Source organism: Haloferula chungangensis (assembly GCF_042664875.1).
Taxonomy (GTDB): Bacteria; Verrucomicrobiota; Verrucomicrobiia; order Verrucomicrobiales; family Akkermansiaceae; genus Haloferula; species Haloferula chungangensis.
In genome coordinates this window covers 914,011-939,978 of sequence record NZ_JBHTBS010000001.1, presented here as the reverse complement: position 1 = coordinate 939,978, position 25,968 = coordinate 914,011, and the positions used below count along the sequence as shown (strand labels likewise).

The following is a 25,968-nucleotide window of genomic DNA, read 5'->3' as shown; positions in this document are numbered from 1 at the left end:
CGAATGTCTTTCAGGGAACCGGGACTTTCGAAAGGATGCGATCGAGGATCTGATCGGTGGTGGTATCCTCGGCTTCGGCCTCGTAGCTGAGCAGAATCCGGTGACGGAGAACGTCGTGGGCCATGTCCTTCACGTCCTGTGGCGTGACGAAGGACCGACCATTGATGAAGGCGTGGGCGCGGGCTGTTAGAGCGAGGTTGATCGTGCCACGCGGTGAGGCGCCGGCACGGATCAGATGGCGCAGGCTGCCATCGACCTTGGCGGGCTGGCGGGTCGCGCGGATGAGCTCGACGATGTACTCGCGCACGGCTGGATCGATGTAGATCTCGTTGACCAAAAGTCGTGAGGCCGCGACCTGTTCCGGGGTGGCGGCGGCCTGGGTTTGATAAACCGGTTCGGAATTCGCCATGCGGTCGAGGACGGTGAGTTCTTCTGCTTTCGAAGGGTATCCAACGCTGACCTTGAGCAGGAACCGGTCGAGCTGGGCCTCAGGAAGTTGGTAGGTTCCCTCCTGATCGATTGGGTTCTGGGTGGCGAGCACGAGGAAGGGCTCGGGCAACTTGTAGGTTTTGTCTCCGAGTGTGACTTGCCTTTCCTGCATCGCTTCGAGCAAGGCGGATTGCACTTTGGCGGGAGCGCGGTTGATTTCGTCGGCGAGGATCAGGTTGTTGAAAATCGGTCCGAGCTTTGGCGCGAAGCTGGCTTCCTGGGGGTTGTAGACCATGGTGCCGAGCAGGTCGGCGGGAAGCAGGTCCGGTGTGAACTGGAAGCGAGCGAAGGAGGCGGCGAGCGAGCCTGAGAGGGCTTTGACCGCGAGGGTCTTGGCCAATCCGGGAACCCCTTCGAGAAGCACGTGGCCATTGCAAAGAATGCCGACGATGAGACGATCGACGAGGAGTTCCTGGCCGACGAGAACGCGACCCATTTCGGTTTTAACGGCGCCGATCCATCCGCTTGAGGCGGCGATGCGATCCTGAAGTTCTTCGTTACTCATGGTGATACTTGAATGAGGATTGCCACGCTTTGGCCATTCGACCAGCGGGAATCCTAGCAGCTTTCGGGGAAAAGCGTGATTGAGGGGTGGAGATGTCTCGGAAACTGCGGCATCGACCACCCCTTGGACAGGTCAGAGACTCTTCAACCAATCGACGATCTTCGAATCATCGTCGCCGGCGGCCCAGACACGACGAAGAAAGTCAGCAGGCGGAATGTCTCCGTGTTCGCGGAGGAATTTGCGATCCCCCCCGCAGCTGAACATGACGTCGGGGTCCAGTTCGCCCCTCAGTTTGCCGCGAGCCTTCGCAAGGATCCGGGGAAGGTACCGGAAGCCATCAAGTTCCGCGCTCTTTGGAGGAAGGGATTCCTGGTCAACGGTGGGCTCGGAAACCTGAGCCTCCATCACCACCTGAAAGTAGTCGCGGCGGACCGAGGCAACGAGCAGGGCGGTCGATGCCGAAGGGACGCCTTCTTCGCAGTAGTCTTCGACAAAGTCGAAAAACTCGCGGCTGCGGTAGCCGATCGAGCCGAGCAGGGCGCTGTCCTCCTGGTCGTAGTAGCCGGTAAAATCCTTGTCGCCGTTCTGATAGCGTTTCACACAGCGGGCGAAGAGTTCGAGAAATTGGTCGTTCCAGGTCATGATCGGAGATGTCGGTTAGAAGGGTCGCTGAAGGAAGCCCGCTATCGCTCAGGAACAGCAGGAAGACTGTTCTTTCAAGGCGGCCAGGGCGGCTGCCGGGGCGGGGGTGGGTTCGGGATACTCGAAGGTCTCGCCTTCGTAATTTCGCAGCACCACGCGTTCGTGATCGCGCTGCACGATGTAGTCCGGGTTAAGCGGGATTTTGCCGCCGCCGCCCGGGCCATCGATGACGAACTGCGGAACCGCGTAGCCGGTCGTGTGACCGCGCAGGCCTTCGATGACTTCGAGTCCAGCCGAAACCGAGGTGCGGAGGTGCGAGGATCCGGTGATCAAGTCGCACTGATAGAGATAGTAGGGACGGGCACGGCACATCAGCAGTTTGTGCACGAGGGCCTTCTGAACTTCGACCGAGTCATTCACGTCCTTGAGTAGCACGCTCTGGTTTCCAAGGGGAATGCCGGCGTCGGCAAGACGTCCGAGCGCATCGCGCACTTCGCTGGTGAGTTCCTTCGGGTGATTCGAGTGAATCGAGATGAAAAGTGGATGGTACTTGTTCAGCATCGTGCAGAGCTCGGGCGTGATGCGCTGGGGAAGGAAGATCGGGATGCGCGACCCGATGCGGATGAACTGAATGTGCGGGATCGCGCGCAGCCGACTGATGATTTTTTCCAACTTCGCATCGGAAAGCAGCAGGGGGTCTCCACCGGAGAGCAGTACGTCGCGCACCTGCGGAGTTTTTTCGAGGTATTCGAAAGCGGCTTCCCATTGGGTTTCGAGGCGCTGCTCGCCGACGCCTGAGACCACCCGCGAACGGGTGCAGTAGCGGCAGTAGGAGGCGCAACGATCCGTGACGAGAAAGAGCACGCGGTCCGGATAGCGATGTACCAGTCCGGGAACGGGCATGTGCGAATCTTCGCCACAGGGATCGGCCATTTCTTCGGGGGCCGTCCAGGCTTCCTCAAGACGCGGGATGACCTGGCGGCGAATCGGACAATTCGGGTCGTCGGGATCGATCAGATTGAAGAAGTGCGGAGTGATCGACATCGCCAGCTTGTTGCCGGCAAGAAGGACACCCGCGCGTTCCTCACTGGTGAGATTCAAGCGGCTTTCCAGATCGGCGAGGTTGGATACGCGGTTCTTGAGCTGCCATTTGTAGTCGTTCCACTGGGAAGCGGTGGCTTCTGGCCAGTGGCCGGGGGCGTGGCTGCGAAAGTTGGTGTCGGAGTTCGAATCGACCATTGGGATGCAGCGAACCTAGGGGACGAACGCGCTCTGTCAAACGACTGCTTTGTTCCGCCGAAAGGATTGAAAGGATTGACTTGCAGAAGTCCAAAATCATCGGAGCTTGAAGGGCATTTTCTTATGAAACCTATGAAAACCACTGCAATTATCTCCTCCTTCGCCCTAATGCTCTCATATTCAAGCGTTTGTCTCGCGGAGAGTCACGCCGGAGGCCACGGCCACGCAAGTCATGAAGCCGCGGCTCCAGCCCTTACCAAGCTCGTCTGCAACATGCAGGCCACCGACGGAAACAAGGTGACGGGGACGGTGACTTTCTCCCAGTTAGATGACGGCAAGGTCAAGATTGTGGCCGAAATCAGTGGGCTGACGGCCAATGGCAAGCATGCGATCCATATTCATGAATTCGGTGACATCAGCGCGGCCGATGGCACCGCAACCGGTGGCCACTACAACCCCGAAGGACATGATCACGGCCTTCCCGATTCGAAAATGCGTCACGCCGGGGATTTTGGAAATCTCGAGGCAGATGCGGATGGAAAGGCGAAGTTCGAACTCACCGTGGACAACCTGACGCTCAACGGGGCTAAGAATCCCATCCTCGGTCGCGGCATGATCATTCATGCTGGTCCGGACGATGGCGGTCAGCCGACCGGCAACGCCGGCGATCGGATCGCTCAGGGAGTCATCGGAGTGGCGAAGACCGAGTGATCCTACCACTCGCTCGCCGGAAAGTCCCGGGCGAGAAGCGCGGCGTGAGTCTCTGGGATTCTCGCCGCGTCCGCGAACTCCGGCCACCGACGGATCGCTGTTAGAACCTGGTCGATGCTGTCGTCGACACGGCGGATGCCCTGGTCCTTTGCGAGGGCTGTTAGGTCGCTTCGTGTGACGCTTGCGAAGCGGCCCATCACGGATGCGCTTCTCAGGTTGGTGGCAAGAGGGTGGGTGGCAAAGGTAATGTCGTAAGCGGGCGAGGGCCGCCACTCGCCCTGCGAGTTCATCAGGAAGGCGTGGTTGCGGCCATGATCGTCGTCATTGCCAGCTGCGACATTGAAAACCGCGCGTCGAAAGACCTCCTCCACGGCATTTTCATTCAGGCAAAGCGTGCGTGTCAGGTTCATGAGGTCACCATATTCCAAGCCCTCTCCGGGCCGGGAATGCGTGAGGCCCGAATAGCTGTGGAAGTGGATCTTTTCACCGGCATCCCGATCAAATCGGCGGCAGACGAAGTGAACGCTTCCCCCTTGGTCTGTTAGAAGGCGCGTCTCGACGATGTCGATTCCGGCAGCAGCCGCCATCAGGGCAAATGCGTGTTCTTCTCGAGTCGTATGGACTTCGCGGTCGAGCTGGAATTTGATCAGCCATGGAGTCGATCCCGAAGGAGGATTGCCGCCGCCGGGCCAGACGGTCTTGAAATCCTCGGAAAGGTGGATGAGGGCTTTGGGCTGGGCTCCGCCTGCCGTAATTCCGGAGCGGATGAGAAGCGGAAGGGTGCGTTCCGATTCGCCTTCGATGATGCCGCGAGCCGCATCGGCGAGTGCGCCCACTTCGATGGCGAGTTGTGAGCGGAAGTCATCAGGGGCTTCATCAGGTTCGTAGCCAATCGCGCCGATTCCGTAGTCGCCCTGGGCGGCGAGTTTTTGAAGAACTCCCACTCGGTTCCAGCGGATCCCTTTTTCCTCGAAGAATTTCTTGAGCAATTGCTGGCCCCACCAATCGGGAAGCGAATCGTCGAAAAGCCCAAACAGGGGGCTGAATTGTGGGGTGGGGGTGGGGAGCGAGGTTTCGGTGGATGAGGGCAAATAGAAAGGCGACAGCTCAAGACCAAGGTCGCGCCACTCCGGATGGAACTGGAAGTAGATCCGGTGATCCGGGGCTTCGAACAACTCGCCGATGACAGGGCGTTCGGGGTGACCAAGGTAGCGAGCAGTGAGTTTCACAAGTTAGGACGGAAAGAGGCCTTGGAACGAGTGGCACGTTCGACGGCGTCGTGGGATTGGTAGGCCGGAGGCCCTGAGAAGAGATTCTTCAACTCGTCATCCAGATTGAGAATCACCGCGATCTTGGCGAGACGCTGAAGCGAGCCTTTGCCTTCACGTTCCAGCAATTTTAGAGTTGAGAGACTGACGCCAGAGCGCTCGGCAAGCTCCGCCTGAGTCCAACCACGAGCCATCCGGTGGGTGCGAATTCGCCCCCCAATCTCCCGCATGATATGGACGGGATTACGGAGTGAAAAGGGTGGTATTTTGTCCATTTGGTGGAAAATAGCCCGATTTAGCTAAAATACAAGCTATTTGAGACTGCCCTCGTCACCGTGTTCAGGATCTCTTGGAAGGTGGATTTGGCGGGCCCGCCAAATGTCGCCAATGCTCGAGGCGTTCCTTGATTCGCTTTTCCAATCCGTGGTCGGTGGGGGTGTAGTAGCGTCGACCGTCCGGAAGGTAGGCCTGGGGGACGTAGCCGCCTTCGTAGTCGTGAGAATAGAGATATTTGAGTTTCTCGTCGTCGGTGCCACTGGCGGAGGCGAGCTTCTTGCGGGTTCCGGTGCGGAGGTGTTCGGGAACCGCCAGGGTTCGTCCGCTTTCCACATCCTTCATGGCGGCTCCGAGCGCGGCGTAGGCGCTGTTGGATTTGGGAGCTGTGGCGAGGTAGACCGTGGCGTGGGCGAGCGGGATGCGGCCTTCAGGCATGCCCACGAATTCAAAGGCCTGCTGCGCATCCATGGCGACCCGCAAGGCACCGGAGTCGGCGAGTCCGATGTCTTCACTGGCGGAAATGACGAGTCGTCGGGCGATGAAGCGCGGGTCTTCCCCGGCGGTCAGCATCTTGGCCAACCAGTAGAGCGCGGCATCGGGATCGGAGCCGCGGATCGACTTGATGAAGGCGGAAATCGTGTCGTAGTGGGCGTCGCCATCGGCATCATAAACGATCGCCTTGCGCTGAATGGACTCCTCCGCGACATCTAGTGTTAGATGGATCGCTCCATCGTCTGCTGGCTCGGTGGTGAGGATGGCGAGTTCGAGGGCGGTCAGAGCCCGCCGCACATCGCCATCGGACATTTCCGCAAGATGGCGGAGAGCCTCGGGAGCGGCTTCGATCTTGAGGTGGCCGAATCCTCTTTCGGAATCCCTGAGGGCGAGTTCCAGAACCGGGATAAGGTCCTCCGTCGCGACGCTCTCGAGCTGGAAAATCTGCGAGCGCGAAACCAGCGGCGAATTGACGTAGAAGTACGGGTTATGGGTCGTGGCGCCGATGAAGCGCACCGTGCCTCGTTCGATATGGGGCAGCAGGACGTCTTGCTGGGCTTTGTTGAATCGGTGGATCTCGTCGATGAAGAGGACGGTGCTTTGATTCCGCAAATCCCGCATGGTCCGGGCTTGCTCAATCTTGGCCCGGATTTCGGCGACGTTGGATTCGACGCCGTTGAGCGACTCAAAGCGCGAACCCGTCGAGCGGGCGATGACCGAGGCCAGAGTCGTCTTTCCCGTGCCGGGTGGACCGTAAAAGATCAGCGAGGTGAAGCGGTCGGATTCGATCGCACGGCGGAGCAGTTTGTCCTCGGCGAGGATGTGCTGCTGGCCGGCGATCTCCCCGATGTTTCGAGGGCGCATCCGTGCCGCCAGCGGTTCATCGGCAGAGGGTTCGCGAGGGCGCTCGGGGGCGGGGTCGCTGGCGAAGAGGTCGGACACGCGGCAAGTAGCGCTGCGGGAGGACCCCGGAGCAAGTCGGAATCCATCGAGAGATGGTGGACAAATCGCGAATCGTGGGGATGATTGGGGCCGTGGAAAGTCTCGAAAATCTCTTGGAGAACAATCGCGTCTGGGCTGCCAACATGCTTGGTCAGGATCCCGACTTCTTCGCACGCCTGGTGAATCAACAAACACCGGAGTATTTATGGATCGGTTGCTCGGATAGTCGGGTCCCTGCAAACCAGATCACCGGCCTCGCACCGGGCGAGGTCTTTGTTCACCGAAACGTGGCCAATGTCGTTGTGCAGACGGATATGAACCTTCTCTCGGTGCTCCAGTTCGCCGTGGACGTGCTCAAAGTGAAGCACGTGATCGTCTGCGGTCACTACGGCTGCGGCGGCGTGAAGGCGGCCTTGGAAGGGCAGCGTTTTGGAGTCATCGACAACTGGCTGCGCCACATCCGCAACATCGCGCGCCGGCGTCATGACGAGCTCGAAGGACTGGATCCCCTGAAGGCGGTGGATCGCCTGTGCGAACTGAATGTTTTGGCGAACGCCGACAACATCGCGCGCACGACGATTCTCGAGTATGCTTGGGAACGGGGCCAGAGCATCGATGTGCATAGCTGGATCTACAGCCTGGATAGCGGTCGCATCTCCGTTCTCGGCGATCCGATCAGTGGGCCTTTGTGATCCTTGAGGAGCATTGAAGCCAGTGATGAAGAGTTTTCACCCCAATACGGGGTGGAAATTCGAGCAATGGGGCGGCTCGGCTGCTAAACCCGGCCAAAAACTGCTGCCATCTTCCCCGGCTCTTGACGTTGCAAGTTGTCTGGAAAACCAAGAAACCTCCGTCATCTTCTCTTTTTCGAGAGACAATGTTGCAGGGGCGGCGGTTTTACGGGAGAACACGCCAGCCGAATGACCGAACTTTTGATCGATCCCGCACGAAGGAGCGGATGCCAAGAAATGGAGAAACTCGAGGAGGTGCTGGAAAGTGCAGCCCTTCGTCAACGTTCTCCGATTGATGACCTGCTCGATGCAGGCGTCGTCGATGAGGAACCATACATGAGGGAATTGGCCTCAGAGCTTGGACTGGATTGGATCGACTCCATTCCGGTTCCCGAAGCACCGCTGCCCATCCGGGAAGCCTGTGGTCCCCGGATTGCCCTCAGGCACCGCCTTTTGCCGATCGAGATTCTGGGGGATGAGGAAAATCCGCGACTTCGTTTGGCCACCTTCGACCCCTTCAATCTCGTGGCCCGGCAGGCCGTTGCCCAGGAAATCGAAATGCCGGTCGAGTGGTGCATGGCATCCCGCCGCCGGATTCACGAAGCGCTCCGCCGGCTCTACGGGGTTGGTGCCGATACGTTCGAGCAGATTCTTGAAGGTCGTGACATGGACTTTTCGAACATCGAGTCGTCCGATGAGGCCAATGTCATTGATGCGGATGACGACGAAGAGGCGAGCGTGGTGAAATTCGTGAACCAGATCATCCGCGAGTCGCTGGACCAGAAGGCGACGGATATTCACGTCGAACCTCTTTCCGACAACCTGCGGATCCGCTACCGGATTGATGGCCAGCTGGTCGAAGTCACTGTGCCTGAGAACATCAAGGCGCTGCAGAGTTCGGTGATCGCTCGTTTGAAGATCATGTCGCGGCTCGACATCGCCGAACGTCGCCTGCCTCAGGACGGCCGTATCAACCTTCAGTTCGAAGGGCAGACGATCGACGTGCGTGTTGCCACGGTGCCGACCGTTGAGGGGGAAAGTGTTTCGCTTCGTCTTCTCAACCAGCAGAAGTTCAATGTCGACAAGCTCGGGATGGAGGATTTCGTCCGCGACAAGATCCGCAGCCTGCTCCACTTGCCGAACGGAATCATCCTGATCACCGGACCCACGGGTTCGGGTAAATCAACCAGCCTTTACTCTTTCCTCAGTGAGATCAACCGCCCGGACCAGCGGATCGTGACGATTGAAGATCCGGTGGAAAACAAGCTGCCGGGCGTGATGCAGATTGCGGTGAAGTCGGACATCGGTCTGACCTTTGCGACCGGTCTGCGTTCGATCCTGCGGGCCGACCCGAACACGGTGATGATCGGGGAAATTCGAGACCTGGAGACTGCGGAGATTGCGATCCGAGCCTCACTAACAGGTCACCTGGTGTTCTCGACGCTTCACACGAACGATGCGCTTGGTGGCATCAGTCGATTGATCGACATGGGGGTCGAGCCCTTCCTGGTATCGGCTGCGGTGCGGGCGTTCCTTGGTCAGCGACTGGTCCGTCGACTTTGCGACAACTGCAAGGTGCCGCGCGAGGTCAGCGATGAGGATCGTCGTGATCTGCTGATCCCGATGAATCTTGAAGGGCAGGCGTACAATGCCGTGGGTTGCGACCGATGTCGGAACACCGGCTTCTCGGGACGACTCGCGATTTACGAAGTTGCGGTGATTGGCAATCAGATGCAGGAAATGATCGCCCATGGCGCCAACTCCAAGGAAATCCGCGCGCGGGCCGTTCAGGATGGATTCGTTCCGATGCGTGGCTACGGTTGGTACAAGGTGATGCAGGGCCTGACGACCATCGAGGAAGTGATCTCGGTGACGGCGACGGATGCTGGTGGTGCCTGATATTCAATAGATTTAAGACCATGCCGGTTTTTGCTTACAAAGCTTTGAGTTCCACGGGGTCGGTGCAAACCGGTCAGATTGATGCCGGGGATCGTGGAGAAGCGCTTCGATTGCTCGATCGTCGCGGCTTGCAACCTGTTAGTCTGAAACAGGCGACAGGTGTCGTTTCCGCAAAACGGGAGAAGACGGAGGGAAAGCCTGCGGCGAAGCCGGGGCTGAGGTCTCCTGCCAAACCCGCCAAGCCTACCGAAAAATCGGGTGACGATCTGGCGGAGGGCGGTCAGATGAAATTGAAGCGCGCCGAGGTCGTGCTTTTCACGGAAGAACTGGCCGACATGTTAGGAGCCGGGCTTCAGTTGGAACCCGCGCTCAAGGCGATGGAGGGACGACAAGAACTCGGTTCCCTGAAGAATGTTGCCCAAGGAATTCGAAACCACGTGCGCGACGGGATGAACTTCTCGCTCGCCTTGCGGAAGGTCAGTCCGAGCTTCGGTCCCTTGTACTGCTCGCTTGCTGCAGCTGGTGAGGCATCAGGTGCGCTGGATACGATCCTCAAACGCCAGGCCCACTATCTCAACACGCTCTCCGAGCTTCAGTCGCGTCTGATTCTCGCGATGATCTATCCCGCCTTCCTGGTTTTTGCGGGGCTCGGCGTCACGGTGGTCTTCGTCACGATCCTGATTCCCCAGCTCACTCAGCTGATCGAGTCCGCACCTGGCGGAAAGCTTCCCGGTCCGATTCAGTTGCTGGTGTCGGCAAGCGATCACCTGGGTGCCTACTGGTATGTCTACGTCATTCTCTTGATCGCAGGCGGTTTGTTTTTCAAGGCATGGAAGGATAACGAAGCCAACCGTCCGACATGGGACCGTATTAAGCTGACTTTGCCTCTTGCGGGCCCGGTGATCTCGAGCCGCTTCTATGTCCAGTTTCTCGAAACGATGGCAAACCTCGTGGGCAATGGTCTCACATTACTCCGCGCCCTGGAACTCTCTCGCGATGCGACACAGAACCTTTCGCTGCGTTCTTCCTTGAATGAAGTGATCGATCAAGTGGGCGACGGTCGAGCCTTGTCCAAGGCGATGGTCAGGACGGGCAACTTTCCACCACTGCTGATCGACATGGTTTCGGTGGGTGAACAGACGGGCAAGATCGACCTCTCGTTGCGGCGGGCTGCGGAGCGCTACGACAAGGAACTGAACAAGGACCTGAATCGGATCATGGCGCTCATCATGCCGACGATTCTGATCGTCATGGCCCTTTTGATCGGCACGATGGCTTATCTGATGATCAACGCGATCTTCCAGACCATCTCGAACCTGAATGGCCGATAAGGTCGCATCCTGAGGAAATCCCGCAGGGGTCACTGAGTCGCTGTGTCGCTCAAGCTCTGCTCGGGCGAACGCTCATTTCCGCAAGCGGAAGGTGCTCACGGACAAGGATCAAGCGGATCTAACAAATGAGGTGATTGAGGATCTCGTGGGTGGCATGGAGTAGCGGTGCGCCGGTGGCGCGCAGCTCCTCAATGGGGCGATATCCCCAGCTTACGAGAATGGGTTGCATCCTTGCGTTAGTCGCCGTCTCAAGGTCGACGAGCGAGTCACCGATAAAGGTGATCCCTGTGGAAGGAAGATCGAAGATGTTGGCGATCTCAAGGGCTCCCGACGGGTCCGGCTTGGGCTGCGTGCCTTCTCGATGGCCGAGAACCACGTCAAAGGTTCCAGCGGTAAACAGGGAATCGACGATGTCAGCAGTGAAGGGATGGGGCTTGTTGGAAAGCACCGCCAGCGGCATGTGGTGCGCTTTGAGCTGGGCCAGAAGCTCGGTGATGCCGGGGAAAAGCTCGGTGCCTCGAAGCCAGGTGCGGTCGTAGTCGTCCATGAAGGCCCGGTTGACGGCATCGGCTTCCGAATCCGGAAAGCTTGCCGGCACTCCGCGACGGCAAAGCATCCACGAACCATTGCCGATGAATGAGCGGACGGCATCAAGATCGTGGCCTGCGTGACCTCGCGTAGCGAGGGCGCGATTGAGGGATGCGGCAATGCCCGGGAGGGAGTCGACGAGAGTCCCATCGAGGTCAAAAATGGCGGCTTGAATCACAGGGCGTGGATAGGACGAGACGCCGGACATTGCCATGCGTTTCTCTCGGAACCGCGAATCCGTATTCGCAAGTCGGGTGGTCGGTTAGAGACGCGATGCTGAGGACATTGCATCCTTCGAAAGGAAAGTCGCAAAGTAGGATCACACCGCTTTTACGACTTGGGGAGCTCCTTCTCGATCAGCTCCTTCATGTAGTCGGCGGACAGCAATTCGGGGGTGATGATCGGGTCTTTCCCCGGAACGTAGAGCACATTCACAGGGATCGCGCTGCGCCCGAGCTTTTGAAGCGCAGCTTCGATCGCCGGATCCGGGCTGGTCTTGTCGGCTTTGAGCGTGACGATTCCGCGCTCCTCCATCAGTTTCACGACCTCTTCCGGGTAGGCCCGCTTTTTGTTCAGCTGGCAGGTCGCGCACCACTGGGCGGTGAAATCCACAAAGACAGGCGTCTCTTCATCCAGCAGTTCGCTGACTTGTTCGTCGCTCCACACCTGCCAGTCGAGGCTTTTACCAGTCGGTGGCTTGCAGGCGAGGAATCCACCGATGGCGAAAACGAGCGTCAGGACTTTCGCGATGTTGCGGGCTTTGGTGCTTTTGACCGGGGTGTGCCAGCGACCGAAGATCCAGGCAGCGATGGCGATCATGCTGAGACCGATGACGACATTGAGCATGTTCTCGAGTTTGATCTGCCCGACATACACCCAGAGCAGGAATCCGGCGGTGGCGAAAAGCAGGAAGGACATCGCTTGCTTGAAGGACTCCATCCATGGACCAGGACGCGGCAGTTTCTCAAGGAGCTTGGGAAAGATCGAAAGAATCAGGTAGGGGAGCGAGAGCCCGAGCGCCATGAAGGTGAAGGCCGTGAAGAACTGAAACGCAGGCAAGGAAACCGCGATGCCGATTGCCGCACCCAGGAAAGGCGCCGAGCAGGGAGTGGCGACGATCGTCGCGAGCACGCCGGAGAAAAACGATCCACCGAGGCCGTTCTTCGACTGGAGCTTGCCGCCCACGCCGGTGGCCGATGCTCCGATTTCAAAAACACCATACATGCTGAGACCCATCACGAACATCAGCAGCATCAGCGAAAGTACGAGCCACGGTTTCTGGAGCTGGTAGCCCCATCCGACTTCCTCGCCCGAGCCACCGGCCGAACGCAGGGCGAAGAGGATGCCGCTCAGAATCCAGAAGGAAATCAGCACGCCGACGGTGAAGGCGATGCCGTGAAGAATGATCTTCTTGCGATCCTCGCCAGCCTGCTGGACGAAGCCCATGATCTTCAGCCCGATCACCGGGAAAACGCAGGGCATCAGGTTGAGAATCAGTCCACCTAACAGCATCCCTCCAAGAACCGGCAGGAATTTGGCAAAGGAAAGCGGGGGAGCGGGCGGACTGCTGAAAGTCGTCTCAGGTACCAACAGCGACTGACTGCCGCTGGCGCTTTTGACGACGAGGATGCCACTGAACGAGGGTTCCATCGGGACGAGCTCGCCATCGCCGAAAGGCACCAGACCTTGAGTCAGCGGGAGCGTGAGTTCGCCATCGACAAGCTCGACAGGCGTCAGCGACACCGGGTGCAGGAAAGGCTGGTCGGGAATGAACTCGAGCTCGACCGGAGCGCTGAGCTCTTCAGGCGCGTCGACGATGAGCTTCATCGTGGACGCCTCGCGCGTCGCTGCATACTCCCAGGAATCAGCTGGCTTGGGAAGGGCCGCGCGTGCTTTGGCAAAGAGATCCTGGTGAGCCGCATCCGGGCTGCCGTCGCCCACCGGGAGCTGGAGCTTCAGGGTGGCTTCGGAGTTCTCACATCGGCCCGGTTTGCAAAACTGCCAGGTGGCGAACACTTCCAGGTCGACCTCCGACCCGGCGCTGATGGCATCGGACGGCGTGATCTCGACCAGCAGGGTGATGCTGTGTTCGTAGGCGAGGTTGGTGGCAAAGTCGCCCTTGTGGATTTCAGGGACCGGCCACTGGATCGGCCCGGCAGTGAATCCCTCGGGAAGCTTCCACTCCAGTGACGGTGGGAGTTCGACGCCGCCTGAGTTCTTATAATAAGTGTGCCAGCCTTCAGGGTGCGGCAGTGTCAGGGCGACGGTGAAGGGCTCGCCGGGAACGATCGATGACAGCTCCGAAACGAGGCTGGCGCTCTCTTTTCCCTCTGTTGTGGCTTCAGGGCCGAAGCCGCCAAATGGATCCTCTTGAGACGATGCCGGGCTGTGGGCTAGGAGAAAGGTAAGGAGAAAAAGAAGAAGCGGTCGCATGGCGTTATGGCTTATTAGAGCGGAAAGGGCGGTTCATCATCCCAAAAAGAATCCTGAACCCGTCAAATGGCCTCGCGGCTTAGTCTGCGCGCCACTTCCCGAACCAGATCCGGACCTTGATAAATGAAGGCTGAGTAGATCTGCACCAAGGAAGCGCCCGCGCGGATTTTGGCGACGGCATCATCAGGCGATGAGATCCCACCCACGCCAATGATCGGCAGCGCACCCTTCAGCTCAGAGGCAAAGGAGGCGATGACCTCGGTGCTGCGCTCGGTGAGCGGTCGACCGGAGAGCCCACCCGCTTCGCTATGTTTCGGATTCGCTTCGACGCCGTCGCGAGTGATCGTGGTATTTGTCGCGATCAATCCATCGAGCCCACCGTCCCGGAACACGCGGGCAAGTCCGGCAATATGGGGTGGATCGAGATCCGGCGCGACCTTGAAGAGCAGCGGCACACGTCGACCATGCTCGCTTTCGAGTTTCTGCTGCTCCTTCTTCAAAAGCTCCAGAAGTTTTGCGCAAGCATCCTCGCCCTGCAGGTCACGCAGTCCGGGAGTATTTGGTGAGGAAAGGTTCACCGCGATGTAGTCCGCCACCGGGAAGGCTTCGCGGAGGCAGATCAGGTAGTCGTCCGCAGCGTTCTCGTTCGGTGTGTCCTTGTTCTTGCCGATGTTGAAACCGACGACTCCCGCGAATGACTTGGAGGCGCGCACATTGGCGACGCCCGCCTTGATGCCTGGATTGTTGAAACCCATGCGGTTGATGATCGCTTCCTGCTCGACGAGACGGAAAAGCCGCGGCTTCGGGTTTCCTGCCTGAGGACGGGGGGTGATCGTGCCGATTTCCACGAATCCAAATCCCAGCCGTCCCAGCGCATCGATCGTGTTTCCCTCCTTGTCGAGACCTGCCGCGAGTCCGACTCGGTTCGGGAACTTCAGCCCCATCACCTCCACGGGATCGATGAAGTCGTCCTCGGGGTAGAGCAGCGAAAGCGCTCCCGATGCTTCACCCATCCGCAGGCCGCGCAGGCTCAGGTGGTGGGCATTCTCAGCATCGAGTTTGAAAAGCAGCGAGCGGGCGAATTCATAAGCATCGGACACGGGGAGAGGGGAAACTTTAAAGCTCAAACTTTAAACTCCAAAAATCCAAAGCTTGGCGAAATCGAGAAGCGCCGAGGGAAGCGAATGCATTCCTCGATCGAAACTCATTGGGTCGCGTGAGCCGTGGCGGAGCGGCTTTCTGAGCAGGTGTCTGGAGAGGCGAGCGGCCGCCGAGGTTGTCTGCTCTCCTCACGCCAACTCGGCGGCGATCGGATCGACGAGGGCGGAGCCGTGGCGGGTGAGGGCGAGACGGTCGGCTTTGACGACAGCGAGGCCGGCTTCGATGAGGCGGGGGAGCTCGGCTTCATTGAGAAGGCTGAGTGGGACGCCTTCTTCGGTGCGCAGCAGCAGGGCGATGCGCTCCAGCCGAAGTTGATCGGGGGTAAGCGACTCGGTCTCGATGGTGGCGTGGCCAACCTGTTCGATCATCCGGATGTAGCGGTCGGTGTCGGCGACGTTGCTCGTGCGGATGGCGTTGATGGTGGAAACGGCGGAGGGCCCGAGGCCGAGGTAGTCTTCGCCCTTCCAGTAGCCACGGTTGTGGGTGGATCGATGTCCCGGGCGGGCGTAGTTCGAGGTTTCGTAGTGCTCGTAACCCGCGGCTGTTAGAAGCTCGTCGGCGAGCATGAACTGTTCGGCATCGCGGTCTTCATCGGTATCGAGATCGCCGCGTTTGAGGCTCTCGAAAAAGGCAGTGTCCTCTTCGTAGGTAAGATTGTAGGCGGAGATGTGGTCCGGCTCGAGCGCGATGGCGGTTTCAAGGGTGCGTCGCCAGTCGGTTAGGGAGAGACCCGGGATGGAGAACATCAGGTCGATGTTCACCGATGGCATGCCGGCGGCGCGCAGGGTGCGCACGGCCTCGGCGGCTTCTTCGGGAGAATGCTCGCGACCGAGGGTTTCGAGAACGTGGGGGGCGAAGGATTGGATGCCCAACGAAATCCGCTGGATGCCGAGTTCCCGGAAGAGTGAGGCTTTGGCGAGATCGAAGGTCGCGGGGTTGGCTTCGAGGGTGAGGTCTTCAAGGGCCTCGAAGTCGATCAGGCGCGCCAGGCCGTCGAGCATTTTCCGCAGGTGCGCGGGCGAGAGCATCGATGGCGTGCCCCCGCCGAAGTAGAGTGACCTTGGCGACTCGGCGAGACGGTTCCGCGTTTCTGTTAGAAGGCTGTCGATGAAGCGACCGATCGGGGTTTTTCCCGGGGTGTGCTTGTAGAACGAGCAGTAGGGGCAGACGCGGTGGCAGAAGGGAATGTGAATGTAACCGAGCATCTTTACCAGCGACCCATGACTCCCACGGGAACGACAAAACTTTTCTCGCCGCTCTTGACGAACTTGCGACCGATATCGGCGGATGGGACGAAGACCTCCAGACACGAGCTGCTTTGCCCGTCGGCGCTTAGGATGGGCTGGGTGGGAACCCGGAAACTGCCTTCGTGTTTTTTTCCCTGCCAGGGATCGAAGTAGGTGAAGCTGAAGGAAGTAGCCTTGCGGTCGATCTTTTCCGGCACGCGGACGACGGTAACGAAATGCCCTTGAAGAGATTGCCACTGGCCTTGACGGAAGACGTAGCGCTTGAGGCTGAGAACCGGCGGAAACCCACGCTTCAGGGAGTCGCGCATTCGATCGTGAGTGCGATCGATGAGTTTGACGGGAGTCTCGCGCTTCTTGCAAAAAAGCGACTCGGAGCGAGGCGAGGGGAGTCCTTTCAAGGCTGCGAGTTCAGCAGCGACTTGTTCGAGGTCCTCGGCGTTGATGCCGTGGCGAGTCCAGCGTTTGCGACCCTTGAGGCTTTGGGAGGCCTGCATCCCGTGGGCCTTGATGATGTAGAGGAGCTTGGAGCGATCGGAACTGCCCGGGATGATTTTCGAAACCTGCTGCCAGGACTCGTCGCCACAGCGAATGGACGTGAGCAAGGCGGCGGGTCCGCAGGCATTGCCCGAAACCACCAGTTGATTGACCGGGCCGGCGACGGCATTCGGTGCCCAGCGATCGTCCGCACTGAGGACGGAGATCAGGATGAGAAATAGGAAAACTTTACGGAGCATCAGCGGGAATATGGACGTCGACCCGCCGGTTGTTTGACGGATTCAGGTCAGTCCCGCCACTCGAAAGCGACACGCTGGAGTCAATTCGGATTTCCTGCCCCTGCTGGCTGGTGCTGTTGAGCGGGATGTCAAAGGTCTGACTCTTGCCTGCGGGCAGCGTGGCGACGTTCAGGGTCACAACTCCCGAGGGAGTCGTGACTTGCACGGGAGCGTTGACCAAAGTCGTGTTGCCCCGGTTCTGCACGGTGACCTGGAGCACGCTGCCATTGGTTCCCTGAGTAACGAAATTCGAGGCGATCGCGGCGTCGGTGGCCGTCGGGTCGTCCAAGCGGTTGATACGCCCGATGTCGAGGTAGCCGGCACCGAGTGCGGCATCATAGCCGGGAGCTCCGGCATCATTCGCGTTCTGAACGAGCATGTTGATCGCCTGCTGGGCACTGACGTTCTGGGTCTGCATGACGTAGGCGATAGCCGAGGAAACGACGGGGGCGCTCGATGAAGTGCCAGTGAAGAGCACGCCTTGATCTCCGGGAGAAGCGGCGAACACGCTCAATCCGGGGGCACTGATTGTGACATTGCCCGAGTTGGAGAAATTGAGGTGGTTGCCATTGGCGTCCACTGCACCGACCGCAATGACGCCCTCATAGGCGGCGGGGTAGGAAATCCGGCTGGCACCGTCGTTTCCTGCCGAGGCGACGATGATCGCACCTGCCGCCTGGGCGTATTCGATGGCGGATCGAAGAATCGAACTGTCTCCCGAGGAGCCCATCGAGATATTGATGATGTTGACCCCCGCGTCGGCTGCCGCGATGACTCCTTGAGCGAGCGTAAAGCTGTCCGAGGTGCCGTTGTCATTCGCGACGCGGACGGAAAGCAGCGAGGCTCCAGGCGAGAGCCCGAGCTGGCTGGCGATGAGTGAGGCGACAGCCGTGCCGTGGCCATTGAGGTCGGCGAGGTTGGCGGGAAGATCGATGAGGTTGATCCGTCGGATGTTGTCGGAGAAGACCGAGCTTTCGCCGATCCCGGTGTCCAGCACCGCCACGCTGACGCCGGCTCCGGCCCCTTCGTTGCTGCCCTCCAATCCCAGCCACTGGAGGAGCGAGCGACCGAATCCGAGCGCACCTTCGTCGACCGCCCCGACATCCGGCACCGTCACAGGAAAGATGTAGCCGCTTTCCTCCGAGCCATCGAGAAGACTGGCAAGTCCATCGGAGTCCGTGAATCCGATCCTCAGGGCGTTGAGGGCATCGATCGATGCGAGTACGGAAATTCCGCTGCCTTCGAGGCTCTTGAGAAATTGCTCCATCGCATTTCGATCAGAGAATCTTAACCAACGTTGACCCTGAATGGCACCCGCCTCAATGGCATCGAGATCGAATGCCGCCTTGCCGGTGGGCAATGATTGGCGCTTAGGAATCCGCGAGTGTTCGTGGCTCGCTTGCTTTTGAGCCGGGCGTTCCCGCTGCGCGATTTCCTGCTCGGACTCACCCGTCTGGGAAGCCGACTGGCCAAACCACACTCCGATCAGCAGTCCGAGGGAAACCACCACGGCGAGGATCATCCAAGGGCTACGTGACTTCATTGCATCTACAGAAACCACGGAACCACCACTTCGGTAGCGAAAAATCTCAAATTAATAAAATCGGTCCAATGCCGCCCATGGAAGAAATACGGCTTGCTAGACTGGCCCATCCGGTCGCAAGCAGTAGGAGCGCATGCGCGACTTGCGAATTCACCCAGCATCAAGGGAGGAGGATTTGGGATTACCACTTCCTGAGTCCCCGCATGCCTGCTCGGTATGCATGCCGACCTGGAACTCGGTGATCGGCTACGAAGAGGGCCGCGACAAGGTGATGCGACGCCTCCGTGCCGGATATCCGCGCTTTTTCAGAAATCCGCTGCTCGAGCGACTTACCGTGGTCGCCAGAAACGAATTGGGCTCCGAGTCCGAGGAGGTGTTTCTTTTCCCGACCAAGGAAGGGGCGCAGCGGGCGCAGCGCTGGATCGAAAGGCAGGGCAAGGAAGCGGCCCGCTCGTCGGCGTTCAATGGGCTTCAGGCGGTCATCGTGTCCAAAAAGGCCGCGCCTCTCGCGGTTGAATACCAGCGTCTAACGGGTGAACTCGTCAGCAGCCGGATGGCGGAAGATATTCTCAATGGCGGAGCGCTGACCGGCACCAAGCGTCACTTGCTTCAACGACGGCTCGCCACGATTTATGGCGCTGAGCAATCGCACGTCTCTGTCTTCGCCAGCGGCATGTCGGCGGTGACGGCCGTGATGCGCTCGTTGCCGGGCGTGGCGAGTGGCCGAAAAACACTTCAACTGGAGTTCCCTTACGTCGACTCCCTCAAGGTCCAGGAGCGCCTTGGAAATGGCGTCGTCTTTCTGAATGAGACCGAGGGGGAGTCCTTCGATGAAGCCTTGCGGAGAATCCGGCAAGGCGAATTCGCGGCGGTATTCACGGAAGTGCCGAGCAATCCTCTTCTTCGCTGCCCGGATCTCCCGCGGGTATCGGAAGCCTGCCGCGAAGGTGGAACGCCGCTGATCGTCGATGACTCGTCCGTCGGACCATCGAACGTCAAGGCCCTGCCTTGGGCCGACGTGGTCACAGGCAGCCTGACGAAATGGCTGTCCGGCTCCGGGGACGTCATGGGCGGAGTGGTGGTCGTCCGCCGCGATTCTGAATTTGCCGGAGAAATCAATGCCGCCATCCGCGAGGAGTCGGAAGCCACGGCGCCGATGTACATCGGAGACGCCCAGGTGATGCTCTCCAATCTCAAGGACTATCCCTCGAGAATCGAGGTGCCGAATGCCAACGCCCTGCAGCTCGTCGGGATGCTTTCCGAGCACCCGGCGGTCGCCGAAGTTTGGCACCCATCGCTGACTCATCGCGAGCGATACGAGCAGGTGATGGCTCCCAAGGGTGGCTTTGGGCCGCTCTTTTCCTTCGTCCTGAAGTCTCCGAAGAAGACTCCAAAGTTCTTTGACGCACTCGATGTTTCCAAGGGTCCGAGCTTTGGGACTCGTTTCACCTTGGCGAGCCCCTACGTGATGCTCGCACACTACCGTGAACTCGATTGGGCGGAAGCTTGCGGCATTCCCCGAAACCTCATCCGCGTCTCATGCGGGGAGGAAGATGGCGACGCGTTGGAGGCGATTTTCAGAGAAGCGCTCCAGCTTGCTTAACGGATGGACTCCCGGTTTTGACCGGAAAAGTCATGCAATGTGAATACTCGGTGATTCAATCGTTCGAGAGATTTTCATTCATTACCAAATATCCTTGCCTACCTAAGATAAGTTGCTGAAGTAGTTTTAATCTTAACGGGAAAATACCCGTTAGGCACTGCTGAGAATCCTTCCTTTGGAAATCGGCCAAAAGCTAAAAAAACGTATGAAACGCAAACCCAAGCTCGCGCTCCGCGTCAACCACGACAATCCCAATCATCATCTCTGGAACAACCGCGGTGTGTGGTGGTGTCACCTTACGGTTCACAAACCGGATGCCACTGCCGAACGACTTCGCTTCTCGCTGAAGACCCGCGATGTGGAGCAGGCCCGTGAACGCCGAGACCGAATTTTCCAACAAATCGCTGAGCATTACGAAATCGCAGCGTAATCCGAAACTTTCAAAAAACCACACAGGAAACGGACGGGCAATGCCCGTCCGTTTCTGCGTAAGGCCTGCAAGGTTGGGAGGTTGAGAGTGGCGTGGAACGGCGCGCGGAATGGGAGGTCGAGCGACAAGGAGTGCCCCCAAGTGCCCGAACGGGACTCGATGGGGTCCACTGGAGGGATGCACTGGGCCTATTTGAAGAAGTGTTCGATCGCTCGGAGTCCACCGGATTAGGACGGTCAAATTGTTGGAAAGCCTTGATTCCAGAGTGACAAGCGGGCATGAAGCGCTCCGCTGCAAGACAACATGGGGCTGTAGCTCAGCGGTTAGAGCAGGGGACTCATAATCCTTTGGTCGCGGGTTCGAACCCCGCCGGCCCTACTTAGGCCTCGACTTCTCCTTGGTCTCGCATCGTTTTGCTACGGAGTCATCGAGCGAAGTTTCCGACCCGCTGGCTCTGAGACGGGTCCGTTTCCGCCCGGATCATCGGCCCGGATCAATCTCTCGCTTATCAAACACTCTTGGTGGGAGGGGATTCGTCATCGAATTGGAAGCGGGCAGCCAGAATGCGGTGGGCGGTGGCGACGAAAAGCCCAGTGGAGAGCCCGCACATCAGTATGCCCGTCAGGCCCTCGGCCGCGCCGAGCAATCGCCATCGCTGCGGAAGCACCACGTCGCCAAATCCAAGGGTCGAGTAGGTCACTCCCGAAAAGTAGAGCGAAGTCTCGAAGTCCGGCAGGCAGCCTTGAAGGGTGAAATATCCCGCCCAGATGACGATTTGAAGCATGTGCAGGAGGATCAGGCTCCAGGCAATCTGAACGACGAAAAACACCGAGACCCACGGGTGCGTTTCGGGTGAGGGAAGTCTCGCACGAGTGAAACGAAGAATTCGGGAGATACCCATGGAGTGAATGACCACGCACAGGGCCACCAGAATGAATGAGGCGATTAGTCCGGGAAACATGAAATCAGTGGGTTCCGTTGGTGAAGGCGTCGACCGCGTCGGCCACACTGATCTTACGATCGATCCTGCCGATCTTCTCCTCAAATCCCTCGCGGCGCAACATATCACGAACGGAGGCATGGGCCTCCACGATTTGGAAACCCATGCCGGAACTCGTCAGTTCGGCATGCAAGCTGCCCAGCGCTTCCGTCGCCTGAAGATCGACTCTCGGGGAGGCGGATAGATCGAGGACGACAAGCTTGGCCTGGGAGCGCTCGGCGGCAGCGAGAATGGTGTCGCGAACGTGATCGATATTGAAATAGACCAGTCCTGACTCCGGCCGGCAGATCAGCACTCCGGGGATTGCTTCGTTCTTGCTGTGACGCGCGAGATCAGAAAACCGGCGGGTGCCGGGAATGCGGCCAAGCATCGCGACATGGGGCTTGGAAGCACTGCGGATCAGCTGGACCAGTGAGATGATCGCACCGAGCATCACCCCCCGCAGGAGGCCCGAACAGAGCACCCCGGCGAGGGCTGCCATCGCCACGACGAACTCGGAGCGATTGTATTGCCACAGGCGTTTGAGGGCTCTCACCTTGAAGAGTCCGGCGACAGCGACAAGCACGATGGCAGCGAGGGCAGGCTGGGGGAGATTGTGGAGCAGGCCCGAAAGGAAGAGGGCCACGAGGAGAATGATGATGGCGGCAATCAGGCCGGAAAGGGGAGTCTTTGCTCCTCCGCTCTCATTGACCAGGGACTGGGACATGCCGCCGCTGATGGGGAGGCCTCGGCCGAGTCCGGCGGCGAGGTTGGAAACGGATAGGGCGAGGAATTCGCGGTTGCTATCGAAACGCCCTCCATGTTTCGCGGCGAACATGCGTCCGATGGCCGCCGTTTCCACAGCCCCTAACAGGAAGCAGGCGAGGGCGAGCGGCAGGAGTTCGTTGAGGTCGCTCCATTGGACTGCGGGAAGACCCAGTTTCGGCAGTCCTTGCGGGACTTCGCCAAGCATGCTGACGCCTTGCTTTTCCAGGCCTAACAGCGTCGCCGCGATGATGCCTCCGATGACCACGAAAAGACCAACCGGTTTGTTCTTCAGGAAGATCTTTCCCAGAATCAGAAGGGTCAGTGCGGCGAGTCCGGTGAGCAATGCAGCGGTATTGGTCTGGTCGAGATTGCCGATGAAATGGCCGCTGCGTTCCCAGAAGTCGCCATGACCGCCCTTGTAGCCGAACAGTTTGGGAAGCTGAGTGCTGGCGAGAAAGAGCGCGACACCGCACTTGAAGCCGATCATCACCGGTTCCGAGATGAAGTTCACGATCGTGCCCGCCTTCACCGCCCAGGCGACGAAGGCAATGGCTGCTACTAGGAGCGCCGTAGCTGCAGCAAGGGCGGCGTGGCGGGCTGGATCGCCATCGGACATCGGGGCAATCGAAGCTCCGATGACCAGTGAGATGGCGGAGGTTACCGTGATCACCGTGTGACGCGATCCACAGAAGAGCCAGAAAACGAGACCGCCGAAGAGGCAGGCGTAGAGCCCCGCCTCGGCCGGCAGTCCGGCGAGCGAAGCATCGCCGATGCCCGCGGGAAGCAGGTAAGCGGCCAAGGTCAGTCCAGCCACGAGGTCACCGCGCAGATACTGACGGGAATAGCTGCGGATCCAGGAAAAGGCGGGAAGATTCATGAAGACGGATGAGTGATAGTGTCAGCCGCCGCCGATGACAAGCCGAGTCCCCCGGGAGAAGGCTTTTGTAATACCTTGGTTGTACGAATAAGCCGTTGCCTGGGTATTGAGGAAATCTCTATCAAGGAGGAGATGTTTGGAAAGTTTTTCACTCACCACACCGAGGTGGATGGATCTGCGGCGATTTCTAACCGATTTCCGGTGGGGCCGATCATAGCGATGACGGCTATCGTGGCATGGGCACCGCAGGCTCACGGCGATGAAGTCGAGGAGATGAAGGAAGCGCTCGCCGCAATGGAGCAAGCTCTGGCAGGAATGAAGTCGCGCATTGCCGTGCTTGAAGAGGAAGCCCGGGAGAGGGATCGGGAAGAGGCGCGCCGAGAAAGCCTCCCGGCTGCTCCGGCGGCAGCTCCCGCATCAAGGCCCGCAGCCCCGGCTCCGGCTCCGGCGAGCAGCGCCAGCACTCCGGCGATTACCCAAGCTCCCATCACCCTGGCTACTCCGGGTTCCGCGGGGGCGGGGTCGCCGGTGCGTGACTTTGATGGTTTCCAGAATCTTCAGCGTGCCGCCCCCCGTCCTGATAACGAACCCCTCGACCCGGAGCTCAAAGGTTTCATTTCGATTCCCGGCACTGATACCATGTTCAAGATCGGTGGTTCTGCCCGTGTTGATACGATCTTCGACTTCGAGAACAACGGGAATCCTAACATGTTTGTTCCATCGACCATTCCAGTAGGCAGCCAGCTTGGCGCCGGTGGAGGGGAACGATCGACCATTCATGGCAAGGGCACGCGTATCAGCATGGAGATTCGTCGTCCAGCCTCCGAGTCCGGCAAGCTTCGGATCTACAATGAGAATGACTTTTTCGGTGATTCCACATCGAACACGATGAGCTTCCGCGTCCGTCACTTCTACGGGCAAGCGTGGAACTTTCTGATCGGTCAGACGTTTTCGGGTTTCATGAACCCTGACATCTGGCCTGACGTGGTCGATTACCAGGGGCCGGTGGGCATTCTCAATCGCCGGCAGGCACAGATCCGCTACACTCAACCGCTCTGGGAGAACTACGGCGAGGGCCACGCATACTTCAGTGTCGAGTATCCGGAGAGCGACATCCTGGCGTCCACCATGCCGGCCAATTCTGAAGTGCGGAGCACCACGCCGGACTTCGTCATTGGAGGTCGCTGGGAAGGTGGATTGGGCCATATCCAACTGGCGGCCATCGGTCGGAGCCTGGGCTTCGAGAACGACACCGGGCCTGACGACAACACGCTCGGATGGGGATTCAGCTTGTCGGGAAACTGGGAAGTGGACGAGTGCAACGAGTTCTTCGCTCAGGTGGCCTACGGTGAAGGGATTGCGCGCTACGTGAATGACTTCAACGGTAACAACCTCGATGCCGCATGGGTTGGCAACGAACTGGAAGCGATCCCGATCTTTGCTCCAATGATCGGCTACACTCATCGATGGAGTGATCACTTTCGTTCGACGCTCGCGGGCAGCTGGGTGGTTTCGGATCTTCCAACCAGCGTCGACGCTCTGACTCCGGAAAGCACGGCGAGCTTCAGCACCAACCTGGTCTGGCAGCCGACCGATTCATTCCGCCTTGGTCTGGAATACCTCTACGGCATGAAGGAAACCTATGACGGGACCGACGGCGACGGACATCGCCTGAACTTTGTATTCCGCTACGATCTTGTGAAATGAACCCGACACTTATTCTTGTAATTCACTTTGCCGTCGTCCTGGCGGCGTTGGCGATTGGCGCACGCACCGGGGGTGTTGGCCTTGGTCTTTGGGGCGGCGTAGGGTTGGTCGTTCTTTTCCTGATGGGGGTCGCGCCGACGGCTCCACCGATCGATGTGATGCTGATCATCCTGGCGGTGATCATGGCGGCCTCCGTGATGGAAGCAGCCGGTGGCATCCAGTTTCTGGTGCGGGTCGCGGAGAGAATCATTCGTCGCAATCCGAAGCACGTGACGATCGTTGCGCCCTTGACGACTTATGCTTTCACCTTCCTCGCTGGCACCGGCCACATTGTCTATCCGCTATTACCGGTAATTTACGAAGTGGCGCATCAGAATGGCATCCGCCCGGAGCGTCCGATGGCGATTGCGACGATTGCGTCCCAGCAGGCGATCACCGCGAGCCCTGTCGCCGCCGCCACCGCTGCGATGATCGGTCTTTTTGCCAGCAAGGATCTCGCCTGGGGCCTGCCGCAGATTCTTATGATTTGTGTGCCGTCCACGCTCTGCGGGGTGATCGTAGCGGCGCTGGTGCAAACCCGCATCGGCAAGGATCTGAAGGATGATCCCGAGTACCAGGAAAGGCTGGCCAGTGGGAAAATTCCCGCTCCGGCAGAAGCCGGGTCCACCGAAGCGTTGCCAGCATCTGCGAAAAGAAGTGCGATCATCTTCATGATCGGTGTCGCCTTTGTGGTCGTCCTCGGACTTGTTCCAAGTCTGCGCTCGCTCAAGGGACCCGACGGTGAGGTCATCGAGGTGGCCATGCCGGTGGCGATTGAAATGGTGATGCTCGCCGTGGCCGCCGCCTCGCTCACCTTGTGCAAAGTTAGGCCCGAGCTGATTCCTGAGACCTCCACCTGCCGGGCTGGTATTACCGCGGTTGTCGGCATTTTTGGTCTGGCATGGATGGGGGATACCTTCATCGGGGCGCATAAGGACGAGATCATCGGTGCGCTGGGCGGCATGGCCAAAGCCGCACCATGGACCTTCGCTTTCGGACTCTTCTTCGCGTCGGTGCTTCTTTACAGTCAGGCGGCCACGGCCCGAGCGCTGATGCCGCTTGGTCTCTCGCTGGGCATCGCACCACCGTTTCTGATCGGGATGTTCCCGGCGGTGAACGGCTATTTCCTGATCCCGAACTACGGCACCATCATTGCCGCAATCAACTTCGACCGTTCCGGGACGACGCGGATCGGCAAATACGTCATCAATCACTCCTTCCTCGTGCCTGGACTGATCAGCACTATCGTGGCCGTGACTGTGGGTCTGGTCATCGCGAAGTTCTTGGCCTGAGCC

23 protein-coding genes and 1 tRNA gene are annotated in these 25,968 nt (G+C 59.2%); 10 read left to right on the top strand and 14 right to left on the bottom strand.

Annotated elements, in window-relative coordinates; all coding sequences use genetic code 11:
- Nucleotides 1-10: 10 nt before the first annotated feature.
- The 3 genes from ACFQY0_RS03765 to ACFQY0_RS03755 all read right to left on the bottom strand — a co-directional run bounded on the left by ACFQY0_RS03765 (nucleotide 11) and on the right by ACFQY0_RS03755 (nucleotide 2,875).
- The gene (locus ACFQY0_RS03765; protein ID WP_379709238.1) at nucleotides 11-994 is read right to left on the bottom strand and encodes an AAA family ATPase; all 984 of its coding nucleotides are present in this window, start codon (nucleotides 992-994) and stop codon (nucleotides 11-13) included.
- A gap of 132 nt (nucleotides 995-1,126) precedes the next feature.
- On the bottom strand, nucleotides 1,127-1,636 hold the full coding sequence (locus tag ACFQY0_RS03760; RefSeq protein ID WP_379709236.1) for a DUF5069 domain-containing protein: 510 nt from the start codon (nucleotides 1,634-1,636) through the stop codon (nucleotides 1,127-1,129).
- A gap of 48 nt (nucleotides 1,637-1,684) precedes the next feature.
- The gene (locus ACFQY0_RS03755; RefSeq protein WP_379709234.1) at nucleotides 1,685-2,875 is read right to left on the bottom strand and encodes a KamA family radical SAM protein; all 1,191 of its coding nucleotides are present in this window, start codon (nucleotides 2,873-2,875) and stop codon (nucleotides 1,685-1,687) included.
- Nucleotides 2,876-3,007: 132 nt separating this feature from the next.
- Here ACFQY0_RS03755 and ACFQY0_RS03750 point away from each other — a divergent pair, with 132 nt between their 5' ends.
- Entirely contained in the window at nucleotides 3,008-3,586 is a 579-nt protein-coding gene (locus ACFQY0_RS03750; RefSeq protein ID WP_379709232.1) for a superoxide dismutase family protein, read from the top strand.
- A gap of 2 nt (nucleotides 3,587-3,588) precedes the next feature.
- Here ACFQY0_RS03750 and ACFQY0_RS03745 read toward each other — a convergent pair whose 3' ends face one another.
- The 3 genes from ACFQY0_RS03745 to ACFQY0_RS03735 all read right to left on the bottom strand — a co-directional run bounded on the left by ACFQY0_RS03745 (nucleotide 3,589) and on the right by ACFQY0_RS03735 (nucleotide 6,564).
- Nucleotides 3,589-4,815 (bottom strand): type II toxin-antitoxin system HipA family toxin, encoded by a 1,227-nt coding sequence (locus tag ACFQY0_RS03745; RefSeq protein ID WP_379709230.1) that lies wholly within the window; start codon nucleotides 4,813-4,815, stop codon nucleotides 3,589-3,591.
- Nucleotides 4,812-5,129 carry a helix-turn-helix domain-containing protein gene (locus ACFQY0_RS03740; RefSeq protein ID WP_379709228.1) on the bottom strand — a complete coding sequence of 106 codons (318 nt, stop codon included), beginning with the start codon at nucleotides 5,127-5,129 and terminating at the stop codon, nucleotides 4,812-4,814. The genes ACFQY0_RS03745 and ACFQY0_RS03740 overlap by 4 nt, the downstream gene beginning before the upstream one ends.
- A 64-nt stretch (nucleotides 5,130-5,193) precedes the next feature.
- Nucleotides 5,194-6,564: a replication-associated recombination protein A gene (locus tag ACFQY0_RS03735; protein ID WP_379709226.1), complete on the bottom strand. Its 1,371-nt coding sequence runs from the start codon at nucleotides 6,562-6,564 to the stop codon at nucleotides 5,194-5,196.
- A gap of 92 nt (nucleotides 6,565-6,656) precedes the next feature.
- Here ACFQY0_RS03735 and can point away from each other — a divergent pair, with 92 nt between their 5' ends.
- The 4 genes from can to ACFQY0_RS03715 are packed head-to-tail and all read left to right on the top strand — an operon-like array spanning nucleotide 6,657 to nucleotide 10,525.
- Nucleotides 6,657-7,256, top strand: coding sequence for a carbonate dehydratase (gene can, locus ACFQY0_RS03730; protein WP_379709224.1), 600 nt, complete (start codon nucleotides 6,657-6,659; stop codon nucleotides 7,254-7,256).
- Nucleotides 7,257-7,281: 25 nt separating this feature from the next.
- Entirely contained in the window at nucleotides 7,282-7,488 is a 207-nt protein-coding gene (locus ACFQY0_RS03725; RefSeq protein ID WP_379709222.1) for a hypothetical protein, read from the top strand.
- 44 nt (nucleotides 7,489-7,532) lie between these two features.
- Nucleotides 7,533-9,194, top strand: coding sequence for a GspE/PulE family protein (locus ACFQY0_RS03720; protein WP_379709220.1), 1,662 nt, complete (start codon nucleotides 7,533-7,535; stop codon nucleotides 9,192-9,194).
- Between the two features lie 20 nt (nucleotides 9,195-9,214).
- Nucleotides 9,215-10,525: a type II secretion system F family protein gene (locus ACFQY0_RS03715; RefSeq protein ID WP_379709218.1), complete on the top strand. Its 1,311-nt coding sequence runs from the start codon at nucleotides 9,215-9,217 to the stop codon at nucleotides 10,523-10,525.
- Between the two features lie 118 nt (nucleotides 10,526-10,643).
- Here the strand turns inward: ACFQY0_RS03715 and ACFQY0_RS03710 are convergent, their stop codons facing one another.
- The 6 genes from ACFQY0_RS03710 to ACFQY0_RS03685 form a co-directional block, all read right to left on the bottom strand.
- The gene (locus tag ACFQY0_RS03710; protein WP_379709216.1) at nucleotides 10,644-11,291 is read right to left on the bottom strand and encodes an HAD family hydrolase; all 648 of its coding nucleotides are present in this window, start codon (nucleotides 11,289-11,291) and stop codon (nucleotides 10,644-10,646) included.
- Nucleotides 11,292-11,443: 152 nt separating this feature from the next.
- The gene (locus tag ACFQY0_RS03705; protein WP_379709214.1) at nucleotides 11,444-13,546 is read right to left on the bottom strand and encodes a protein-disulfide reductase DsbD family protein; all 2,103 of its coding nucleotides are present in this window, start codon (nucleotides 13,544-13,546) and stop codon (nucleotides 11,444-11,446) included.
- Between the two features lie 62 nt (nucleotides 13,547-13,608).
- On the bottom strand, nucleotides 13,609-14,646 hold the full coding sequence (locus ACFQY0_RS03700) for a quinone-dependent dihydroorotate dehydrogenase (protein WP_379709212.1): 1,038 nt from the start codon (nucleotides 14,644-14,646) through the stop codon (nucleotides 13,609-13,611).
- 189 nt (nucleotides 14,647-14,835) lie between these two features.
- Nucleotides 14,836-15,912 carry a radical SAM family heme chaperone HemW gene (gene hemW / locus ACFQY0_RS03695; protein ID WP_379709210.1) on the bottom strand — a complete coding sequence of 359 codons (1,077 nt, stop codon included), beginning with the start codon at nucleotides 15,910-15,912 and terminating at the stop codon, nucleotides 14,836-14,838.
- A gap of 2 nt (nucleotides 15,913-15,914) precedes the next feature.
- Entirely contained in the window at nucleotides 15,915-16,688 is a 774-nt protein-coding gene (locus tag ACFQY0_RS03690) for a hypothetical protein (protein ID WP_379709208.1), read from the bottom strand.
- Nucleotides 16,678-18,270 (bottom strand): S8 family peptidase, encoded by a 1,593-nt coding sequence (locus tag ACFQY0_RS03685; RefSeq protein WP_379709206.1) that lies wholly within the window; start codon nucleotides 18,268-18,270, stop codon nucleotides 16,678-16,680. The genes ACFQY0_RS03690 and ACFQY0_RS03685 overlap by 11 nt, the downstream gene beginning before the upstream one ends.
- A gap of 220 nt (nucleotides 18,271-18,490) precedes the next feature.
- Between ACFQY0_RS03685 and ACFQY0_RS03680 the strand changes: the two genes are divergently transcribed.
- The 3 genes from ACFQY0_RS03680 to ACFQY0_RS03670 all read left to right on the top strand — a co-directional run bounded on the left by ACFQY0_RS03680 (nucleotide 18,491) and on the right by ACFQY0_RS03670 (nucleotide 20,681).
- Nucleotides 18,491-19,873: a PLP-dependent transferase gene (locus ACFQY0_RS03680; protein ID WP_379709204.1), complete on the top strand. Its 1,383-nt coding sequence runs from the start codon at nucleotides 18,491-18,493 to the stop codon at nucleotides 19,871-19,873.
- A gap of 205 nt (nucleotides 19,874-20,078) precedes the next feature.
- On the top strand, nucleotides 20,079-20,303 hold the full coding sequence (locus ACFQY0_RS03675) for a hypothetical protein (protein WP_379709202.1): 225 nt from the start codon (nucleotides 20,079-20,081) through the stop codon (nucleotides 20,301-20,303).
- A 305-nt stretch (nucleotides 20,304-20,608) separates the two neighbouring features.
- Nucleotides 20,609-20,681, top strand: a tRNA-Ile gene (locus ACFQY0_RS03670).
- Between the two features lie 130 nt (nucleotides 20,682-20,811).
- On the opposite strand, the gene ACFQY0_RS03665 is transcribed toward ACFQY0_RS03670, so the two are convergent.
- Both ACFQY0_RS03665 and ACFQY0_RS03660 read right to left on the bottom strand, forming a co-directional pair.
- Nucleotides 20,812-21,264 (bottom strand): potassium channel family protein, encoded by a 453-nt coding sequence (locus tag ACFQY0_RS03665; RefSeq protein ID WP_379709200.1) that lies wholly within the window; start codon nucleotides 21,262-21,264, stop codon nucleotides 20,812-20,814.
- Between the two features lie 4 nt (nucleotides 21,265-21,268).
- Complete coding sequence (locus tag ACFQY0_RS03660; protein ID WP_379709198.1) at nucleotides 21,269-22,927, bottom strand: SulP family inorganic anion transporter; 1,659 nt, start codon at nucleotides 22,925-22,927, stop codon at nucleotides 21,269-21,271.
- A 219-nt stretch (nucleotides 22,928-23,146) separates the two neighbouring features.
- Here ACFQY0_RS03660 and ACFQY0_RS03655 point away from each other — a divergent pair, with 219 nt between their 5' ends.
- Nucleotides 23,147-24,634: a DcaP family trimeric outer membrane transporter gene (locus ACFQY0_RS03655; protein ID WP_379709196.1), complete on the top strand. Its 1,488-nt coding sequence runs from the start codon at nucleotides 23,147-23,149 to the stop codon at nucleotides 24,632-24,634.
- Nucleotides 24,631-25,965 (top strand): anaerobic C4-dicarboxylate transporter family protein, encoded by a 1,335-nt coding sequence (locus ACFQY0_RS03650; RefSeq protein WP_379709194.1) that lies wholly within the window; start codon nucleotides 24,631-24,633, stop codon nucleotides 25,963-25,965. The genes ACFQY0_RS03655 and ACFQY0_RS03650 overlap by 4 nt, the downstream gene beginning before the upstream one ends.
- The last annotated feature ends 3 nt before the right edge of the window (nucleotides 25,966-25,968 follow it).